The organism is Undibacterium sp. Dicai25W (genome assembly GCF_049340505.1).
Classification (GTDB): domain Bacteria; phylum Pseudomonadota; class Gammaproteobacteria; order Burkholderiales; family Burkholderiaceae_D; genus Undibacterium; species Undibacterium jejuense.
In genome coordinates, this window is record NZ_JBMPOQ010000016.1 from 13,915 (window position 1) to 30,289 (window position 16,375).

A 16,375-nucleotide genomic window follows, 5' to 3' on the forward strand; every position below is an offset into this window, starting at 1 on the left:
GTCCTTTATCGACATTTACCTCAAGGAGAGGTAGCGCATGAACGCAATTTGCCCTACACATAAAAAAAGTAAAGGCCAATTTCCAAAATACATGAAAGGCGTCTTACCTACGACTAAATCAACATTTCCATCCAAAACACCCATGGCATTTTCATCCAACTTCATCCGTATGCGACCATGTTGATCTACTATTGCAGTTCGACCAAAATTTGCAGCTTGTACCACCCAACGCCCTGTTTCAATCGCTCGTAATTGGGCAATTTGTAAATGCTGATCTGGAGCCGCAGTGCCATTGAACCACGCAAAATTGCTCATGCTAAGCAACATATGTGCATCTTTGGCACGATGAAGAATTTCAGTATCAAACAAATCCTCGAAGCAAATACTGACTCCTATTTTTTTTTCCTGCAGTTGCAATGGGGACTGATCGGCAACACCAGGGGTAAGACTTGAAAAATTGGGGCCAAGAAGATGCATCAGCCAATTAGTACCCGTTGGATAAAATTCACCTAATGGTATCAAATGCTGTTTATCGTAGCGATAGTTATAACTATGATGAGAACTAGTGGGCATGATGGCTATCGCGCTGTTGGTGGTCAGGTTTCTCTGCCCCTCAAAATGACTGACAACGGAACCGATCAACAAAGTCGTGTTTCTTGCTTTGGCTATTTCTTTCCACATCTCAAGTAATTGCGAAGGCTGAGAATTCCACTCTAGAGGAATAGCTGTTTCTGGCATGACCGTCAATTCTGCATTGCTGTCACTCGCCAGATTTGCATACGTTAGAATTGCCTGACGCAGGCCATCATTTGAGAACTTTTCTAGTTGCGACAAATTTCCCTGCATTAATCGCACACTTAATTTCCCGCTTTTCTGGGTCCATTCTATTTGCTCCAATGCCATCCCCGTTAAACATAGAACGACTACAACAATCAATGCCAGATTTCGATTTTTTGTGCCCGTTTTTTTTTCAAATTCGTTGATGACTGCCGCCAGAATAATAGCGATCAAAGTCGCTAAATAACTGAGACTTAGGACTCCGCCTAACGATGCGAGCGAGGCTAGCGGACCACTGCTTTGTGCATAACCAGTAAGTAACCATGGGAGACCAGTAAAGATATTTCCACGCAACCACTCAAATAAAGTCCATATTGCTGCACAGCCTCCCCACATCATCCAAGACGGCACTCGTGAAGGTAAGGTGAGTGACCTGAAATGCACAATGATGGCGATTGCCAGCCCGGGAAAAAGACTAAGGTAAAGTAATAGTGCAACATACAAAGCACCAGCGTTGAACCACCCGATTTTGGAATAGTTGACCATTCCTGGTAATACCCACCACATGCCCGCACCGAACCATCCAATGCCAAAGCAAGCACCCAAAATGAAGCCGGTACGTTTTTCATTATCAACGAGCAAAAACAAACCCGCCAGACAAAAAGGTTGAAACCACCAGGCATTGAAGGGCGCATAAGCGACTGCCATTAAGCCACCGAACAAGATGCAGAGCAGATATTTTACGTAATGTGGCATCGCAGGTAAGAGTGCAATCTGGAAATTTATGAGAGCAACAAATGCTGGCGATGCAAGTTGGGCTTACGCCAAATGATGCCCTCGGCATAGTAGTGTATAAAAGTAAGCCAAAAGACCAGCCCCACAGTGAGCGGATGATAATAAGTCTGTAACAGATATGCGATAAAAATAGATGCCAACGTCAAGGTTAAGCTTGGCGGAAAGTGCTTCAGGTAGCGATTGGCATACAAGATATTATGTCTTGAATACGCATTTCGGTTGGCATCGTGATTAAAATAGATCTGATAGGCTGTCAAATCGTGTATCACACGCGGTATGATGAATACTATTGAAAAATAGCCAAACGTAAAAGCAAGTGCCAAGCCAAACAACATAGCGACGTTAGCCCATAAATAGTTGAGGGCAACTGTATCCGCAGCAGTGCCCTGTATTTTTCGCGTGAAATACGTCAGAAGGCACAATAAAATGCTGAAAATAACGATGCTGATGGCGACTGGATTGTACGAGGCAACACTAATTTGCGGCCATTGGAGATGTAAATATACTGCAAGATATAAGCTCATACCGCATGCCAGCATGAGATTTTTCCAGACTTTGCTGCTGCGTCCGACGCAAGTCAACATAGTCAGACAAAGGCCTGCCTGTTGCGCAAGCAAATGGTAAATCGTATAAAAACTCAGTACTAGAACCACTGAGTTTGATAGCCAGACAGGACCAAATGCCGCAGCGAAAGAGAGAAAGCCGTAAGCCAGAAAAGCCGGTAATAATTTCGTTCGATAGTAAGAAAAATATTCTTTGTCGAGCAACGTCAGATTGCCAGCAATAAGATGCGGAAGGCCAAACAACAAAAGCCACCAGGGTTGTCCGCCGAAAGACGAATTTGACCAATTTTTCCTAAACAGCTTGCCGAAATAGAACATATCGGCAAACATCAAAATCATACAAATCGGTATGATCAGATACACTGCCAACAGCCACATTCGCGGCAGGCGTCGCGCCCGCCCGAATACGGAAAGCTGATTTACTGGTGGGATATTTCCACCACTTATTTGAACATTCATTTCCTCAATCAAGTTGCTGAGGGAAAACTCATACTGACACTCAAAGGCGTGACATTACCATTCGGCGTCGTAATTTGCAGCATGAGACTACCTGAAGTAATTTTTGAGCTTCCGGCACGACAAGCGCCTGAGCTAGGTGTTATCGGAATCAGATGCACCGTTCCTTGATCCCCCGTCACGTAATTTCCGTTATAAACAGGCGCTGCAGTAGGTACGATTGCCGGGAAAAAATCTGCCTGCACCTGTACCATCGATGAGGCACTCAAGGTGGTGCCGCTAGGCATAGGGTTTAAACGTGCATCGCTAATACGTAGCCGCAATATCATGGAAGAACAATCGTTATTATTCAACGTAATGCCACCGTTCACAGGTACATTCGTGCCGTTGTCAAGAATCTGGGTGATATTCGTCGCGTAGCTCCCGCTCAAAAATATCGCTGTCTGACCAGTCAACGGAATATTACTTGAGTTAAGTGAGGAGACAGAAATAGTTGCCAGCCCTGCCCGTTTTTGCGGTGCACTCGCATCACTTGAGTAACGTGGATTCTGACTTCTAAAGGTTACCGAACATCCACCATTGACCGTCGTACAACCACCACGTCCAGCGCTACCTATTGCACCACTATCTGTTTGAAATACCACTGGTGTATTGTCTGCAACTGGATTACCAAACTGGTCAGCCAATAGCAATGTGACGCTAGTCTGCGCATTATCATAATTAAATCCCTCAATGTTGTAGCTCAGAGGACTTAATGAAAGTGATGCTTGCGTTGGCAATCCTGTCGTCACCGTTATCGTATCCGAAATAGAACTGATTCCGTTCGGAAGACTAGCCTGAATTCGGAGTGCTGTCGGTTCAGTTCCGGAATTAACTGTCGTCGTTACGTTTCCATTACTGTCACTGACGTCGGAGGCCTTATTGAGCACAACCGCTTTAGTGGAAATGGTAGAAAAATTTACAGCCTGATTTGGCAAAGGATTACCAAACTGGTCAATAACCAAAAACTTAATCGATGCAGTTTCTGAGCGACCTGATCCACCAGCTCCTTTGATAACAATAGACTGATCAGCAGGTAAAATACTCGCTACCTGTATTGATGCAGCATCGGGTGGTGAAATCTGAATTTGCGTGCTCGCTGTTGTTGTTGCTCCGGTTACCGATACGACTATCGAATCTGTCTGTCCGCAGCCATTATCACGATATGTTAGTTGTGCTCGTCCATTATTCGTCGATACTGTCGCTGGAAAAGTTGCCTTTCCGGCGGCAGCACAATTTGATGCAAGGCTGAGTGAAACCGCACTGGCAGTATAAAGAGATCCATTGCTTTTTACATCAAGAGTGATTACCGTAGACCCATATGCTTTGAGCATCGCTGGATTCGTCGTAGGTGTCACAAAATTCACACTGAGCTTGCTGTCACCGACAGTAAATGCCGTTTGTGCCTGCGCACTTAATCCGGAATAGCTCGCCACAGCTTTCAACATTCCGGCACCATAAGCACTGATAGAAGCAGGGGATAATTGCATTTTCACGCTCCCGTTACCATCAGTAATCAGGCTACCCGAGGTCGGCTGAAAATTCACCAATGCTTGATCTGAGCTGAAAACCAATAGCGCGTTTGGCACCGGTACGCCCTTGCCGTCAACAATTCGTGCCGTCACCGATAACGGATTATTTATCGTCGTGACATTACTACTTACACCATTGCTATCCGCCAAGCTGATACTCAGAATCGGTGCAGACGTTGGTGCACTCAACGATCCGATTGCGGGTTTCTGACCCGGTGCGTCCGCACCACCACCTCCACACGCGATTAACATTGTGCTAAAGCCAAAAACAAGCGCGGCAGTGCGCCATTGAATTATTGTCGATTTCATTCTCATTTTCTTATTCCGTTTCAATTCACAATCAAATTTATTTTGACAGTCCACATCAATTCGAACGCAAATGACTTAATTCACGTTTTAAAGCGGTGATGTTTTCAAGATGGCGGTGGATGACGTTAGCTGGTTCTTTACGCGCAAGCGCAAGATTTACATGTTGTTGTTCGCCCTCGAGCTCATTTTGCAAAATTTCGCGTCTTTCACTATCTCGCTCTTTTTGCAATTGTGGATTAACCGTAGGAAAACCGACTGGTCGGCTTTTTTCATTAATACGACTGCTCCGATTACGAACCTGCGGTGTATGATCGCCATCACTATCTGAACCAAGAGGCGGCGGCACATTAGTCATCACCGTTACCCCCGAAACCCGATCGAGATAATTAAAAATTTCTGCATGACCAGACCCAGGTCTTACGAAATTCAAGATAAAGACCGCGCATAAAATGCTGTATTGCCGACTTATTTTCATAACATGCCAACTACAAGGTATTACTGCACAATAATGATTGACCTATTTCTAACTGATAATAATGTGCAGCTCCATTTTTAAGCTCAACGCTAGCAAAAGCGGTGCGATCAACAGCCATGCGCCAAGGACGTAAATCGTGCACAATTTTGGTAATAACACCATCGTAATTAATGAACACGACATCGATAGAAAACCGCATAAAGGCAGTGTGAACATCCGAGCAAGGTACGAGCAATAAGGCTTGTTTTTCGCTCAAATCTCGTCGTCCTAACAATCCGCGTAGACGACTCAAAAAAGTATCTGCAATTTCGATATTAAGATCCGCTAAAGCAATCGCTTTACTCCAGCTTTTCATTAGAAGTTACTCTGTAATGGAGGTGTCGTCATTCGTACCACTGCCTGAGCAACGATAGGAATTCCACGTCGATTATTAGGTGGCTTTCTGGCATAACACGCACGATCACTCAGCGAAGTACTGAACTCTTCCAAAATTTTTCCAACTGCTTCATCAATCATGGGAAATACCATTTCATAACAATACGTAACTTCTATTTTCAGCAGTAAAGCATCGGCTCGGGTCTGCTGCGAAGCACTGCCAACTGTCGTGTCTTTTATCAGATTGCTTACAGGGATAATTTTTCCTGAACCATGCGAATTTTGAATAGCAAAATCTTTAAACGATGCACTGCTTGGATTTAAAACTTTCAAGCTATTCATTGGCATTGCCCAATCAATTGCGGCACTTGCAAGCGCTGCAGGCATCACCACAGCGAAGTTACCTTTAGTCACTTCCTTCAAGCCACTGCCACCCAAGGCCCCAAGTCCTCTTGCGACATATAATGGGCTTAAGGCATTTAAGAAACTTCGCCGCATCTCTCCCGCATCTCCGCCCGAAGCAGCGCCGGCGCGGGCAGCACTAAATGTTGCTAAATTCACGGTATTTTTTGCGACAATGAACATGCCCATCTGTAGTATGGCCATGATTAAAGGTATCAGAATCCAAAAGGCAACCACATAAAATTCTATGGTCGTAGCACCCCACGCATCTTTGTGCGGCCTCCCTCTGAACGGTGTTAATTTCATTTAGTCACCAATACCTGCGATTGGGCTGGAATGTTCAGTGTATGTTCGACGTCGGCAATAAGAGATCGTAATGCCGAGCGATTGGCATCACTTATTTGATCACTCTGTAAGGCTTTTTGGGCGATGATCCTAAATTCAAGTAAATGGGTCATCGCCAGATTGGCGTAAGTTTTGTCCATCCCGGGATCATTGCGAATCGCCTCTTCAAATGCGTGTTGCGCTTGTTGTAGCTGGTCACTACGTAAATATGCAATACCCAAACGAAACCATGCAGTTGCTACAGTTGGGTTGGCGCTGATAATACTTTGGTAGAGTTGTATTGATTTAGGATAATCCTGTGCTGCCATTGCTTGTTCTGCACTAGCGCTTATCTGACCGATTTCTACGGGCGTTAACAATGACTGTTTTGGTGCACTTTCTGCATCTGAAGAACGATGTACGCATGCACTCATTGATGCACTCAAAATAAAAATAGCTACGATGGAATAAATCTTATTTGCTACTAACATATTGCCTCACTCATTGAAATGCGTTCATCATCTTCATCCCTATAGGGAAACCTAAGACTACAAAGGTACAAGGAAAGATACATAGAATTAACGGACCTAACATCTTTACTGGTGCCTCCATTGCCAATTTTTCGGCTCTCGAAAAACGTTCATTAGTGCGCTGCGTTGATTGCGCACGTAAAACAGAGCCTAAACTTGCACCGGTTTTTTCTGCCTGGACTAGGGCGCTCGTGAGCGACGTAACTACCGAAATATCCATCCGTTCTTCTAACGTTCTGAGGGCATCTATCCGAGTACGACCAGACCGCACTTCACGAAGCAAGCGTGCGAATGCACGTTTTAGGGGTGAGTCAGGAATTTTTTCAACGGCGATGTTAATACCTACTGTCAGATTGCAACCGGATTCAATTGCTAACGTCAACATATCAAGAAAATTCGGCAATCCTTTCAACACCTGAATTTCGACTATTTTTATTTTGTCACGCAACCAGATTTCAAGATAAAAAAAACCGAATACCAGCGCGCTGCAAGGCAATATCAGACTACGCGACCCTAACCACATGCCAAGCAACCAGGCAATGAGTGCAAAGAGACCGGCATATACAATTCGCGAGGCGAGCCACTGCTGCGGGGACAATGCGTAATCAAGCTCTACTTTGCGTAATCGTCGTATCGTTTTTTCACGATACTCAACCGATAGGTGACCACCGACGTAGTAGGTTACGATACTAATGAGTGGCCATAAGCGCTGGAGCATTTTTGGCGGTTTATCTGCATAAGTCCTGTCCTCTTCCGGAACTGCTTTGACGATTCTGAACACAAACCAGATGCTTCCGATGACTGACAAAGCAAAAAAAAGCGATAATAGAATCTCGATCATGTCATTTTCCTCAAACATCAATACGCACTATTTTGCGTATTAAAATAAATCCGACAAATTCCAACATAAAAATTACGAATAAAACTGCGTAACCTAATAAGGTATTGAACAGTGGAGCCATCGCTTCCGGCTCCATTGCAGTCAGAACCCACATTAAAAACAGTGGCAAGCAACCGACAATAATCCCTTGCAGTTTTCCTTGGGAGGTTAATGCATCGATCTTATCTTCCATAGCCAGCTTTTTACGCATTGTGTCTGCCAGCCGCTCAAGTGCCTCCGTAAGATTCCCCCCAACTTCTCGTGCAATTCTCATGCTGGTTGTAAACATCGTATATTCCTGAGATTCAATCCGTTTCTCTAACTCTTCAAGAACATCATCGAGCGAAACACCCATGCGCAATTTGCGAACGACAAGTCCAAACTCTTGATTTGACGGTTTAGGTAACTGTTCTGCGAGTAATCCCAAAGCTTGCTGCAAACTCATACCAGAACGCAGCGCACCTACTAGCGAATCAAGCGTATCCGGAAGCTGACGTATTAAGGTTTTTCGACGCTTTTCTCTCAGACGCTTATGAACAAACGACGGCCCAAAAAGACAAACGACGGCCCCACCAACAGCAAGCAAGGGATTACCAGTAATGATCAACAATAGCAATGGAACAATAACCGTAGCTGTGGCACTGATCTTTATTAAAAATGCGGTATCTAAAAAGATGAACATGTCCGACAACTTAACGCTTGTACTATTGAGAACGGTGTCACGGTAGCGCTGTGCCAAGTGATGCCCCAATTTCCAAAATACATAAACAATCAGAACAATGCTGATTGAGAAACCGATTGCAAAAATAATAGGCAAGTAAGAACTAAGCATTGGTAACATGTCCGGTAGGGCGACGACTTGTTTCATCCTCGTCGGCACCGAATATTGATAGATCTAAGTCGACACCCTGATCACGTAATTCTTCGTAAAAAGTTGGGACATATCCACATGGCATAAATTGACCACGCACTTTGCCATCATCAAAAAAACCCATACGTTGAAATCGGAAAATTTCTTGCATCTGAATCACCCCTCGCTCCATCCCGGTGATTTCGGTAATACTGGTAACTTTACGAGTGCCACAAGCAAATCTGGTTTGCTGGACAATAATTTGTACTGCTGATGCAATTTGCTCGCGAATCGCGGTAACCGGTAAGTCCATGCCTGCCATCAACACCATAACCTCGAGACGTGACAACATGTCCCGGGGAGAATTTGCATGGGCAGTCGTCAGAGATCCGTCATGACCTGTGTTCATTGCTTGCAACATATCAAGTGCTTCGCCGCCACGACATTCGCCCACCACGATGCGATCCGGACGCATGCGCAATGAATTTTTAACCAGTTCGCGAATACTGACCTGGCCGCGTCCTTCGACGTTGGCTGGTCTGGCCTCTAATGTCACCAGATTATCGTGATAAAGTTTGAGTTCGGCTGCGTCTTCAATAGTAACAATACGCTCGAACGGAGGAATCAAATTAGAAATCACGTTCAATAAAGTTGTTTTCCCCGAACCTGTGCCGCCTGAAATGATGATGTTCTTTTTTTGCTCCACGCAAATTCTTAAGAATCGCACCATTCCATCATCGACCGAACCAAATTTCACCAAATCTTCAACTTGCAGTCGACGTTGGGCAAATTTACGAATCGAAACTGAGGGTCCCTTTAATGCAATTGGGCGAATAACGATATTTACCCGTGAGCCGTCCTTAAGACGCGCATCACACAAAGGAGTGGACTCATCCACGCGGCGTCCGATAGGTGATACTATCCTTTCGATGACACCCATAAGCGCTTTTTCGCTACTGAATGCAATGTCTGATCTGCGTGACTGGCCTGCTCGCTCAATAAAAATATCTTCAGCCCCGTTGACCATAATCTCAGTTACTGAATCATCCGCTAACAAACTCTCGAGCACACCTAACCCAACTGCCTCATCGAGTACAAATTTTTCTAATTCGTGTGGATCAGTTTTTGCTGGTAATGGTAGCTTCTCAATCAGTTCTTTAATCAGTTTGCTGGCAACCGCACGTAACTCTACGTCTCCCATACGGGTAACGTCTTGCCGCCGGAGATCTAAAGTCTTAATTAGTTCGGCATGCAAGATGCCAGCATTAGTTGACAATGCCAACTGATGTTCACGATTTTCGGAACTAGATGGCGAGCGAAATTGCTTTTCAGTGCTCGTATTTTCTACTTCAGACTTGCTCTCGCGGACCACGGGATGGCGGTTAAGCGGCACTACTTCAGCTTTGGCTAATTCATTGGATGAATGATTAAACGAAGCATTTTTATCAGCGTCGTTTGATTTAGCCTCTGTCAACGACTTAACCCGCAATGTCTGCCCGCTAACGGCAATCATATCGTCTACCCGCAATGGACCGTAACGCACAATGCGCTCACCGTTGACAAATACACCGCTTGGACAGCCGAGGTCAACGATTCCAAACACGCCTTTAGTGTCAGTAAGCACTTGCAGTGCCCGCTTGCCCGCTGATGGCGGCAAGGGGATTGGTGACTTCTCGTCTGAGCCTAGAATGCAGGATTGACTAATGCGGTATTCATGACCTATCCCATCATGACGTTTCGATTCAATTGTCAACATGGCCTACTCCGTTATATTTAAAGTCGGTGTAGGTTTTTGCAACATCTCGTGATCTCTGATATTTTTGTTCAATTCGTACAACTTAAGTGCGTTAATATCTTTTGGTTCTTTATCAGGGTCAGGCGTTGGCTGTATCAATCTCGGAGTAATAATAATTGCTACTTCCCGCTTTGAAATAGTGCTGTCTTTATCACGGAAGAGATTACCAACCAACGGTATATCACCGACTCCTGGAACTTTTTGTGTAGAGCTCGATTTTTCGTACGAATAGAGGCCATTCAAGACGACGGTCTCGCCTTCTTTAGAATTAAATTCTGCTGTAGATTTGCGCTTTAAAAATCCCGGTATGCCAAGCACGCTGACCGATTTGTCGATGCTGCTAACTTCAACATCCACTTTTGCATAGATAGCTCCAGATTTATCAGTCACTGGTGTCACTTCCAAAATGATGCCGTATTCCTTAAATTCGACGCTAGTCTGGCCGAATCCGCCGACTACCGGGATAGGCACCTCACCGCCTGCTACGAATCGCGCTTTTGAACCACTACGTGTAGTCAGGCTGGGCGCAGCTAGTACTTCAGCTTCACCTTCCTGTACTAACAAATTAATCTTTGAGGTCATTAACGATGCCATTGTCACAAAGCCTTTTGGAGGCCAAACCTTACCTGGTAAGGGAACCTGGCTCAGATCCAAGCCACTAGACTGAGTATTGGGTACATAGCGATATAAATTATTACTATAAAGATCAGCGAGAACACCAGCGTGTGGTCCGTTAATTGAAGAGTCCCAGCGTATGCCAAGATCTTTCGCACCTTTGGAAGTCAGCTCAACGACTTTGACGTCCATATAAATCATTTTCTCCCAGCCTATTTTGCCAATGAAATTGACCACGTGTTCAGAATACATTTTGGCAATAGCCTGTGCCCGTTCCTGATTCACGTCACTGACCATTTCACCTTCAAGAACAATTTTAGATCCAGCGATTCTTGCTTTGACGTTGTCTATATTGGCCAACAGACGATTTACGTCATCCAGAATTTTTTTCATATTCGCTTCGAGTACGAATACCGTCATTTCCTTTTCAGTTCCATCTTTCATCCATAGGTGCAAAGTAGACACGCCAGGTGTTTCTGCCAATATCAATAATTGATTTTGCGATACGATAGACACTGAAATTATTTTTCCATTTCCTACGGCGATGCGATTTACAGAAATAGGAAACACTTGCGCTTGCCCATTAAACAATTCTATTTCATTAGAAGGAGGCGCTGCGGCAAACGCAGTACCTGCAAATAGAAAGCTAATCACTAGTAAAAATACTTTAGTCACGTCGTTCATCCGTTCTTGTTATTTCGCTTTGAAAATGGCATCTCGTTTGCTGGGTTTGGTGCTGCTGGCGGTGTGATCCCAAGGCGAGTTTTAACATCCATGACATTTAACGATGGCTTTTCAGCTGGTGTTTGCGTTATTGCACCAAGCATGTCTATAAATGGATTTTTTCCAACCTCTGATTGCATTTTTACGCCACCAGTCTTCCCTGTACCGCCGACTATAATTTCTACATAATCTGCTGGACGGGAACGATTCACTAAGCCAGTTTGTTTGAAAGTTGACTCATCTAAAACCATTTTTCCGAGCGATTTTTTATCGTCAGCATTTCTCAAAATGGCAGTAAGTTGTCCTAACTTCTGGCCCAGTAAGATTTGCTGCGCATCCGTAGGATTCACTTTAAGGGTCACGGTATTAAAATCAACATCGACCTCTTTTTGTGCGCCATTTTCCGTTTTTATGGTTTGCTTTTTTGTGATTTTTCCAGTCGCGATGACCGGTACTGATTGCAAAATCAAGCGAACATTAAGTTGTTCTTTCGGTGCAGAATTCTGATTGTCTGACGTAACAGCAGGGCTCGGTGCAGAGCCTGGTGCGGGGCCAGGACCTGTAAACATGAGATCAATAATGTCTCCCGGGACCAACATCCCCGATATAGAACTGATTTCGTCAACAGGAAAGGTGATCGCGCGTTCACCACTATGAATCGTGGTCGACAATGCAGCACGGTCGGCACGCTCAAGGGTTCCACGGTCAATCGGGTCTCCTGGTTTGAGGCTATTGAGCAAATGCTGACCAGTAATTGCGTCGAGATCCTCTGGCCCCACCGCATTACTTGAGAGATAGCGCTCTGGGATCGTGCGAACAGCCAGATTATCAGTCGATAGTGCTGTACCAGCTGGCAATTCAACCGCTGCAACAATCACTTTTTTCGTTTTATATGAGCCAGCCAGACGCGACTCTGCCTGGGACAGATAGGTACGTAAATAGTATTGTGCGCCAGCGAAGCATACAACGCCTAACGTGATGGCACCGCCTAGTAGCAGGGTATTTTTTGAGATTTTCAAGGAAATATACTGACAAGTAAATTAAAAAACAGAAATCAGAAAACTGAATCCACGAAAGAATGTCGCAATGGAACGAGCCAGGTAGTCAACGGGAGCCATATTGTTGGTTAACTCATGGGGTACAAATAACACCAACGCCATTACACCAGTCACCACAATGTATTCTGTAATAGCATGGCCCCGCTGCAATTTCATTTTGAATAGTTCATTGTTATATCGAGTTTTACGTAACGTCATAAATCAAAACCTTTTCTTTATTTTGACTGCACTATCGTATTCATCATTAGTAAAGTGCCTGCTTTTTGCGCACTGAGACTGGCATCAAACTCCTGTCCATTACGGTTTGCAGAAAATTTTATTAATGCGACGCTTTTTTTCATCACATGACGCTCCCAACCCGCGCTCTTCAAGGAGGATTCCAAGGCGCTCACAGTGGCATCAATAGAACGCGGCGACACCGCAATAATTTGCTGAGATACTTTTCCGCCATCATTTGAATCTATGATCGAAACGGTTCGTACATCCGATGGCAAGGGTATTACCAGTTTTGGTACAGTTGTCAGCTGCGGCGAAGTCAGCGCAACAAAACCTTCAACCTTTGTTGCGCTAATTTCGCGAATTTGAAAACTTCTGTGCTCAAGACCGATCGTTTGGTTTAACACTGTCCAGCTGGTATTTTTTGTTCGTTGAACGGAATTACTTTCAATTTGCTTTTGCCAAATCTCCTGGACCTGATTCAACAATATTTCCATAGGCAAATCAGCTGTAAATGCCCTGATTTTCATCGGCGTGCCGTTCAGACGAAGATCTTCTCCCACTGCTTGAAGATTCACACTATCGGGCATCCCCTGCCATCCGGCATGACATGGCGCGACGATAAGCAAGAGGATTGCGAACGACAGACAACGAGTCCGCAGGTTTTTGAAGCGCATAAGATTTGTCAATAACATGGGCCGCCTCCGTTATAGACAGGCAGTCCTGAGGAACCTGACAGGCGATCAGCAGGAACGATATCTGGACAGATTTGACCTGGACTAAATTGAGCAAAACTTGGTTCTAATATGGAAAGGAAGCCAGTAACCAGACTTAATGCTCCGTTTATTTTTTGCAAAGCAGATGCAGGCGTATATTCCCGCGTGCGCATTGCGGCTTGTCTTGGTCCATCAGCATCCCAACTGTCTGTCACTAAAGACGACGTTTCTTTCAGTGTCAGATTTAAATTGTTCATGGGGTCTTGCAAGACTGAAATATTAGTTAATTTAACGTTGACGGTGCTCGTATATAAACCACCTAAATTTAGCGGCTCGCCTCCGGTCAATTTTCCTACGCTGTTCTGTACCGCTCCAACGGTTTTTCCGATGGTATTTGCGGCGGTGCCTGGCAAAGCGGCGGATGCGGTTGTTATACTCACATCCTGTGGCTTATCAATCAAACGCTGCTTACCGGCATGATCGGTCCAAAATGCGGTCTGACTAGCCCAACTTTGGCCGTTAGTCATCTTGTCTGCGGCCTTATATGGATCACGGTTCCAGCTAAATACGCGTGCGCGTATTTGTGCTTCCAGTTTCGTATCTGAAAACGTAGCTGGATCACGCGCGGTTCTTTCCCAGGCCGCATAACGCGCTGCCTGGATGGTCTGGGACTGGAGATCATGGAATTTACCAAGATACAAAATTCCCAAAAAGAGACTAGCAGCAACACCGATGAATACCAGCAGTTCAATGATCGCTTGTCCGCGCAATAATGAACGATCCACTGACATAAGCATTATTTCACGTCGAAAACTGTTGAATTAATGGGCAAGTTGGCTTTGACTGAGACAGGCTTTGTAACAAGCACACCAAATTGATCTTTTGTAAGAAAATTGCGCGCATATGCTGGCAAAAATTTTCCATCAATTTGGATAAACTTGGTTATTCCCTTTGGTTCTAAAATACAAAACTCCCCTAAGGCTTTGTTGAACTCGCTACTTGCTTGGCATTTGAGTGGTATCCCGTTGATAACCTTAGGAACGGAATAGAGAGAAGTATCTTCCGCCGGCTCCTGGACCATATCCACCTGAAACTGCGGCCCAATGCGCTCACCGTTTTCTTGCACGTCAACTGCATAGCTCTTACCATTCTTTATTATCAGGTGCGATTCGGTTTTTACAATCGACGTGGTACAGCTTTTCCTGGCACGTCGTCGTTGATATTGATACCGTAGCTAAAGTTGCTATGTAAATAGTTTTTGCCATCACTGATGTAGACGTCCTTATCGATAATGAAATCGACTGGCACGTTCACAAAAGGCTTCACTGGTAAATTTCTGTCTTTTGCCAATTCGACACAGGATTCATAAATCGTTTTGTACCAGTCACGGTATTGGGAGAAATTTTCTGGTTGAGTAACAGTGACGACTTCGTACGTCTGCCCCACAGCGCTGTTGGCATCACTATTTGTTGCATCTGAACTGCCCGTGCTGTTGCCACACGCAACCACTTGAAAAGCGAGCATGGCAACGACACCAAATTTGACCTGTCCATATATCTTGTTTAACTGCATGTTGAATCTCCGCCTAATAAGCTTGCAATTGGAGGTAAGCCTTTCGTGGCATCAGCGATACCACGCGCGACTCTTCCATCAGTGGCGAGCGAGGCTCGCCAATATGGATTGAATAAACTCGGGTACTCCGTTTTTCCATCTTGACGATCCGATCTGTACGGACGATCAAATGAAACGCAAGCGGTCGCCAGTGCATAGACGCCGCCCCCACCTAAATTTGGATTGGCACTCAATTTGCTGCCATCCGATAACATCGCATTGGCTTTCAGCGCAGTTTCGGCGACGGGTATCTTGTCTTGTTTGATTACCACTTCCACCGAAAATGGTAATTTGAAGGGATCGTTCTTCGATGTTGGCGCGCTCAAATTGGCAACATCGCGATATGCCTGAAATTCTGTTTGAATATTTTTTGCATTTTTATTATTCGCTTCAGCATTCGCCCTGACGCCATCCATATCCCCCCATTCATTTGTATTGCCATGACGCCCAACTTGAGTTTTTTTCCTCGGCGCATAGGATTGAGCCCCCCCCCAGCCTAGAGGAACATCAACGATCCATTCACCTTTGATAAAATTCCAACCTATACCTAACTTTGCTGAGTCCAAGCCTTTCCATGCATCGAAATCGATTAGGTCTGTTCCACCTTGTTTGCGTAACCCAAAGAGCGGCTTCGCTCCTGCGCTCCAATCTCTGGCAGTGGTAAAACCATCCCTTGAATCTAAGGCGACTTGGCGAATTCTCGTGCGGCCGTCGGTACCAACTCTCCCGCTGGATTTACTGTATGTTTTTGTAAATGTGTTCCATCGCTTTTCATTGATAAGAAATAAGGCGGGATTCGCTGAAGAAAATTCGGCACCATTTAAGCGTGCGACATTGGCAGCAAGATCTTGCGCTACCAGCGCGCCTGAAAGATTAAGGGCGTCCTGCCCTACGTTATGTTCTACAAAATTAAAACCGCGCATTACTATATCGATTGGTGGTAGCACCGTTTGAGCAGCCGTATCGATACCGCTGATCACTCGTTGTACTGCGGTGGTCGCTGCACCCAGATATGGGACAAATCGGGTGATATAGTTGATATTTGTGACAAATCGATCAAGATAAGAAATCCATGACCTGAGACTGACCGATTGTGCGATAGTGACTTCATTCACCACCATCGCGCGATTCATGTATGCTTGAAAATTCAAGGTACGTGCCTGCCACACGGCGCCGCTATATGCCGCAGCATCAGCAGCATTCATCGCACGCATTTTTGAATTTGTGATTTGCCCGGAGTTGAAGGCGACTAAAAGAAGTGCGACCATGGCTGCAGCAAAGCCTAAAAATAAGACCAAGGATTGCCCTTTATTTTTTCTCTGACCTGCGCACAT

At 45.1% G+C, this 16,375-nt stretch carries 18 protein-coding genes; all 18 read right to left on the reverse strand.

Annotation, left to right across the window (positions count from 1 at the left end; genetic code table 11):
• Positions 1-15: 15 nt before the first annotated feature.
• Positions 16-1,533, reverse strand: a complete 1,518-nt coding sequence (gene lnt, locus ACO0KY_RS15440) for an apolipoprotein N-acyltransferase (RefSeq protein WP_423047513.1) — start codon at positions 1,531-1,533, stop codon at positions 16-18.
• A 26-nt stretch (positions 1,534-1,559) separates the two neighbouring features.
• Positions 1,560-2,594 (reverse strand): hypothetical protein, encoded by a 1,035-nt coding sequence (locus ACO0KY_RS15445; RefSeq protein WP_423047515.1) that lies wholly within the window; start codon positions 2,592-2,594, stop codon positions 1,560-1,562.
• Between the two features lie 8 nt (positions 2,595-2,602).
• Entirely contained in the window at positions 2,603-4,471 is a 1,869-nt protein-coding gene (locus ACO0KY_RS15450) for an Ig-like domain-containing protein (protein ID WP_423047517.1), read from the reverse strand.
• A gap of 55 nt (positions 4,472-4,526) precedes the next feature.
• Positions 4,527-4,901, reverse strand: a complete 375-nt coding sequence (locus ACO0KY_RS15455) for a hypothetical protein (protein ID WP_423047519.1) — start codon at positions 4,899-4,901, stop codon at positions 4,527-4,529.
• A 55-nt stretch (positions 4,902-4,956) separates the two neighbouring features.
• Positions 4,957-5,301 carry a DUF192 domain-containing protein gene (locus ACO0KY_RS15460; RefSeq protein ID WP_423047521.1) on the reverse strand — a complete coding sequence of 115 codons (345 nt, stop codon included), beginning with the start codon at positions 5,299-5,301 and terminating at the stop codon, positions 4,957-4,959.
• Positions 5,301-6,029: a TadE family protein gene (locus ACO0KY_RS15465; protein ID WP_423047523.1), complete on the reverse strand. Its 729-nt coding sequence runs from the start codon at positions 6,027-6,029 to the stop codon at positions 5,301-5,303. Before ACO0KY_RS15465 ends, ACO0KY_RS15460 begins: the two co-directional genes overlap by 1 nt.
• On the reverse strand, positions 6,026-6,481 hold the full coding sequence (locus ACO0KY_RS15470) for a tetratricopeptide repeat protein (protein WP_423047525.1): 456 nt from the start codon (positions 6,479-6,481) through the stop codon (positions 6,026-6,028). The genes ACO0KY_RS15465 and ACO0KY_RS15470 overlap by 4 nt, the downstream gene beginning before the upstream one ends.
• Positions 6,482-6,548: 67 nt before the next feature.
• A complete protein-coding gene (locus ACO0KY_RS15475; RefSeq protein WP_423047527.1) occupies positions 6,549-7,418 on the reverse strand; it encodes a type II secretion system F family protein in 870 nt (289 codons plus the stop codon).
• A 10-nt stretch (positions 7,419-7,428) separates the two neighbouring features.
• Positions 7,429-8,325: a type II secretion system F family protein gene (locus ACO0KY_RS15480; RefSeq protein ID WP_423047529.1), complete on the reverse strand. Its 897-nt coding sequence runs from the start codon at positions 8,323-8,325 to the stop codon at positions 7,429-7,431.
• Positions 8,282-10,063 (reverse strand): ATPase, T2SS/T4P/T4SS family, encoded by a 1,782-nt coding sequence (locus tag ACO0KY_RS15485; RefSeq protein ID WP_423047531.1) that lies wholly within the window; start codon positions 10,061-10,063, stop codon positions 8,282-8,284. The genes ACO0KY_RS15480 and ACO0KY_RS15485 overlap by 44 nt, the downstream gene beginning before the upstream one ends.
• 3 nt (positions 10,064-10,066) lie before the next feature.
• Positions 10,067-11,392 (reverse strand): type II and III secretion system protein family protein, encoded by a 1,326-nt coding sequence (locus ACO0KY_RS15490; RefSeq protein WP_423047533.1) that lies wholly within the window; start codon positions 11,390-11,392, stop codon positions 10,067-10,069.
• 5 nt (positions 11,393-11,397) lie between these two features.
• On the reverse strand, positions 11,398-12,459 hold the full coding sequence (gene cpaB, locus ACO0KY_RS15495) for a Flp pilus assembly protein CpaB (protein WP_423047535.1): 1,062 nt from the start codon (positions 12,457-12,459) through the stop codon (positions 11,398-11,400).
• A 21-nt stretch (positions 12,460-12,480) separates the two neighbouring features.
• A complete protein-coding gene (locus ACO0KY_RS15500) occupies positions 12,481-12,654 on the reverse strand; it encodes a hypothetical protein (protein WP_423047537.1) in 174 nt (57 codons plus the stop codon).
• A 59-nt stretch (positions 12,655-12,713) separates the two neighbouring features.
• Positions 12,714-13,409, reverse strand: a complete 696-nt coding sequence (locus ACO0KY_RS15505; RefSeq protein ID WP_423047539.1) for a hypothetical protein — start codon at positions 13,407-13,409, stop codon at positions 12,714-12,716.
• Positions 13,400-14,221, reverse strand: coding sequence for a hypothetical protein (locus tag ACO0KY_RS15510; RefSeq protein ID WP_423047541.1), 822 nt, complete (start codon positions 14,219-14,221; stop codon positions 13,400-13,402). Before ACO0KY_RS15510 ends, ACO0KY_RS15505 begins: the two co-directional genes overlap by 10 nt.
• A gap of 5 nt (positions 14,222-14,226) precedes the next feature.
• On the reverse strand, positions 14,227-14,556 hold the full coding sequence (locus ACO0KY_RS15515) for a hypothetical protein (RefSeq protein ID WP_423047543.1): 330 nt from the start codon (positions 14,554-14,556) through the stop codon (positions 14,227-14,229).
• Between the two features lie 50 nt (positions 14,557-14,606).
• A complete protein-coding gene (locus ACO0KY_RS15520; protein WP_423047545.1) occupies positions 14,607-15,002 on the reverse strand; it encodes a hypothetical protein in 396 nt (131 codons plus the stop codon).
• Positions 14,993-16,375 carry a pilus assembly protein TadG-related protein gene (locus ACO0KY_RS15525; protein ID WP_423047547.1) on the reverse strand — a complete coding sequence of 461 codons (1,383 nt, stop codon included), beginning with the start codon at positions 16,373-16,375 and terminating at the stop codon, positions 14,993-14,995. The genes ACO0KY_RS15520 and ACO0KY_RS15525 overlap by 10 nt, the downstream gene beginning before the upstream one ends.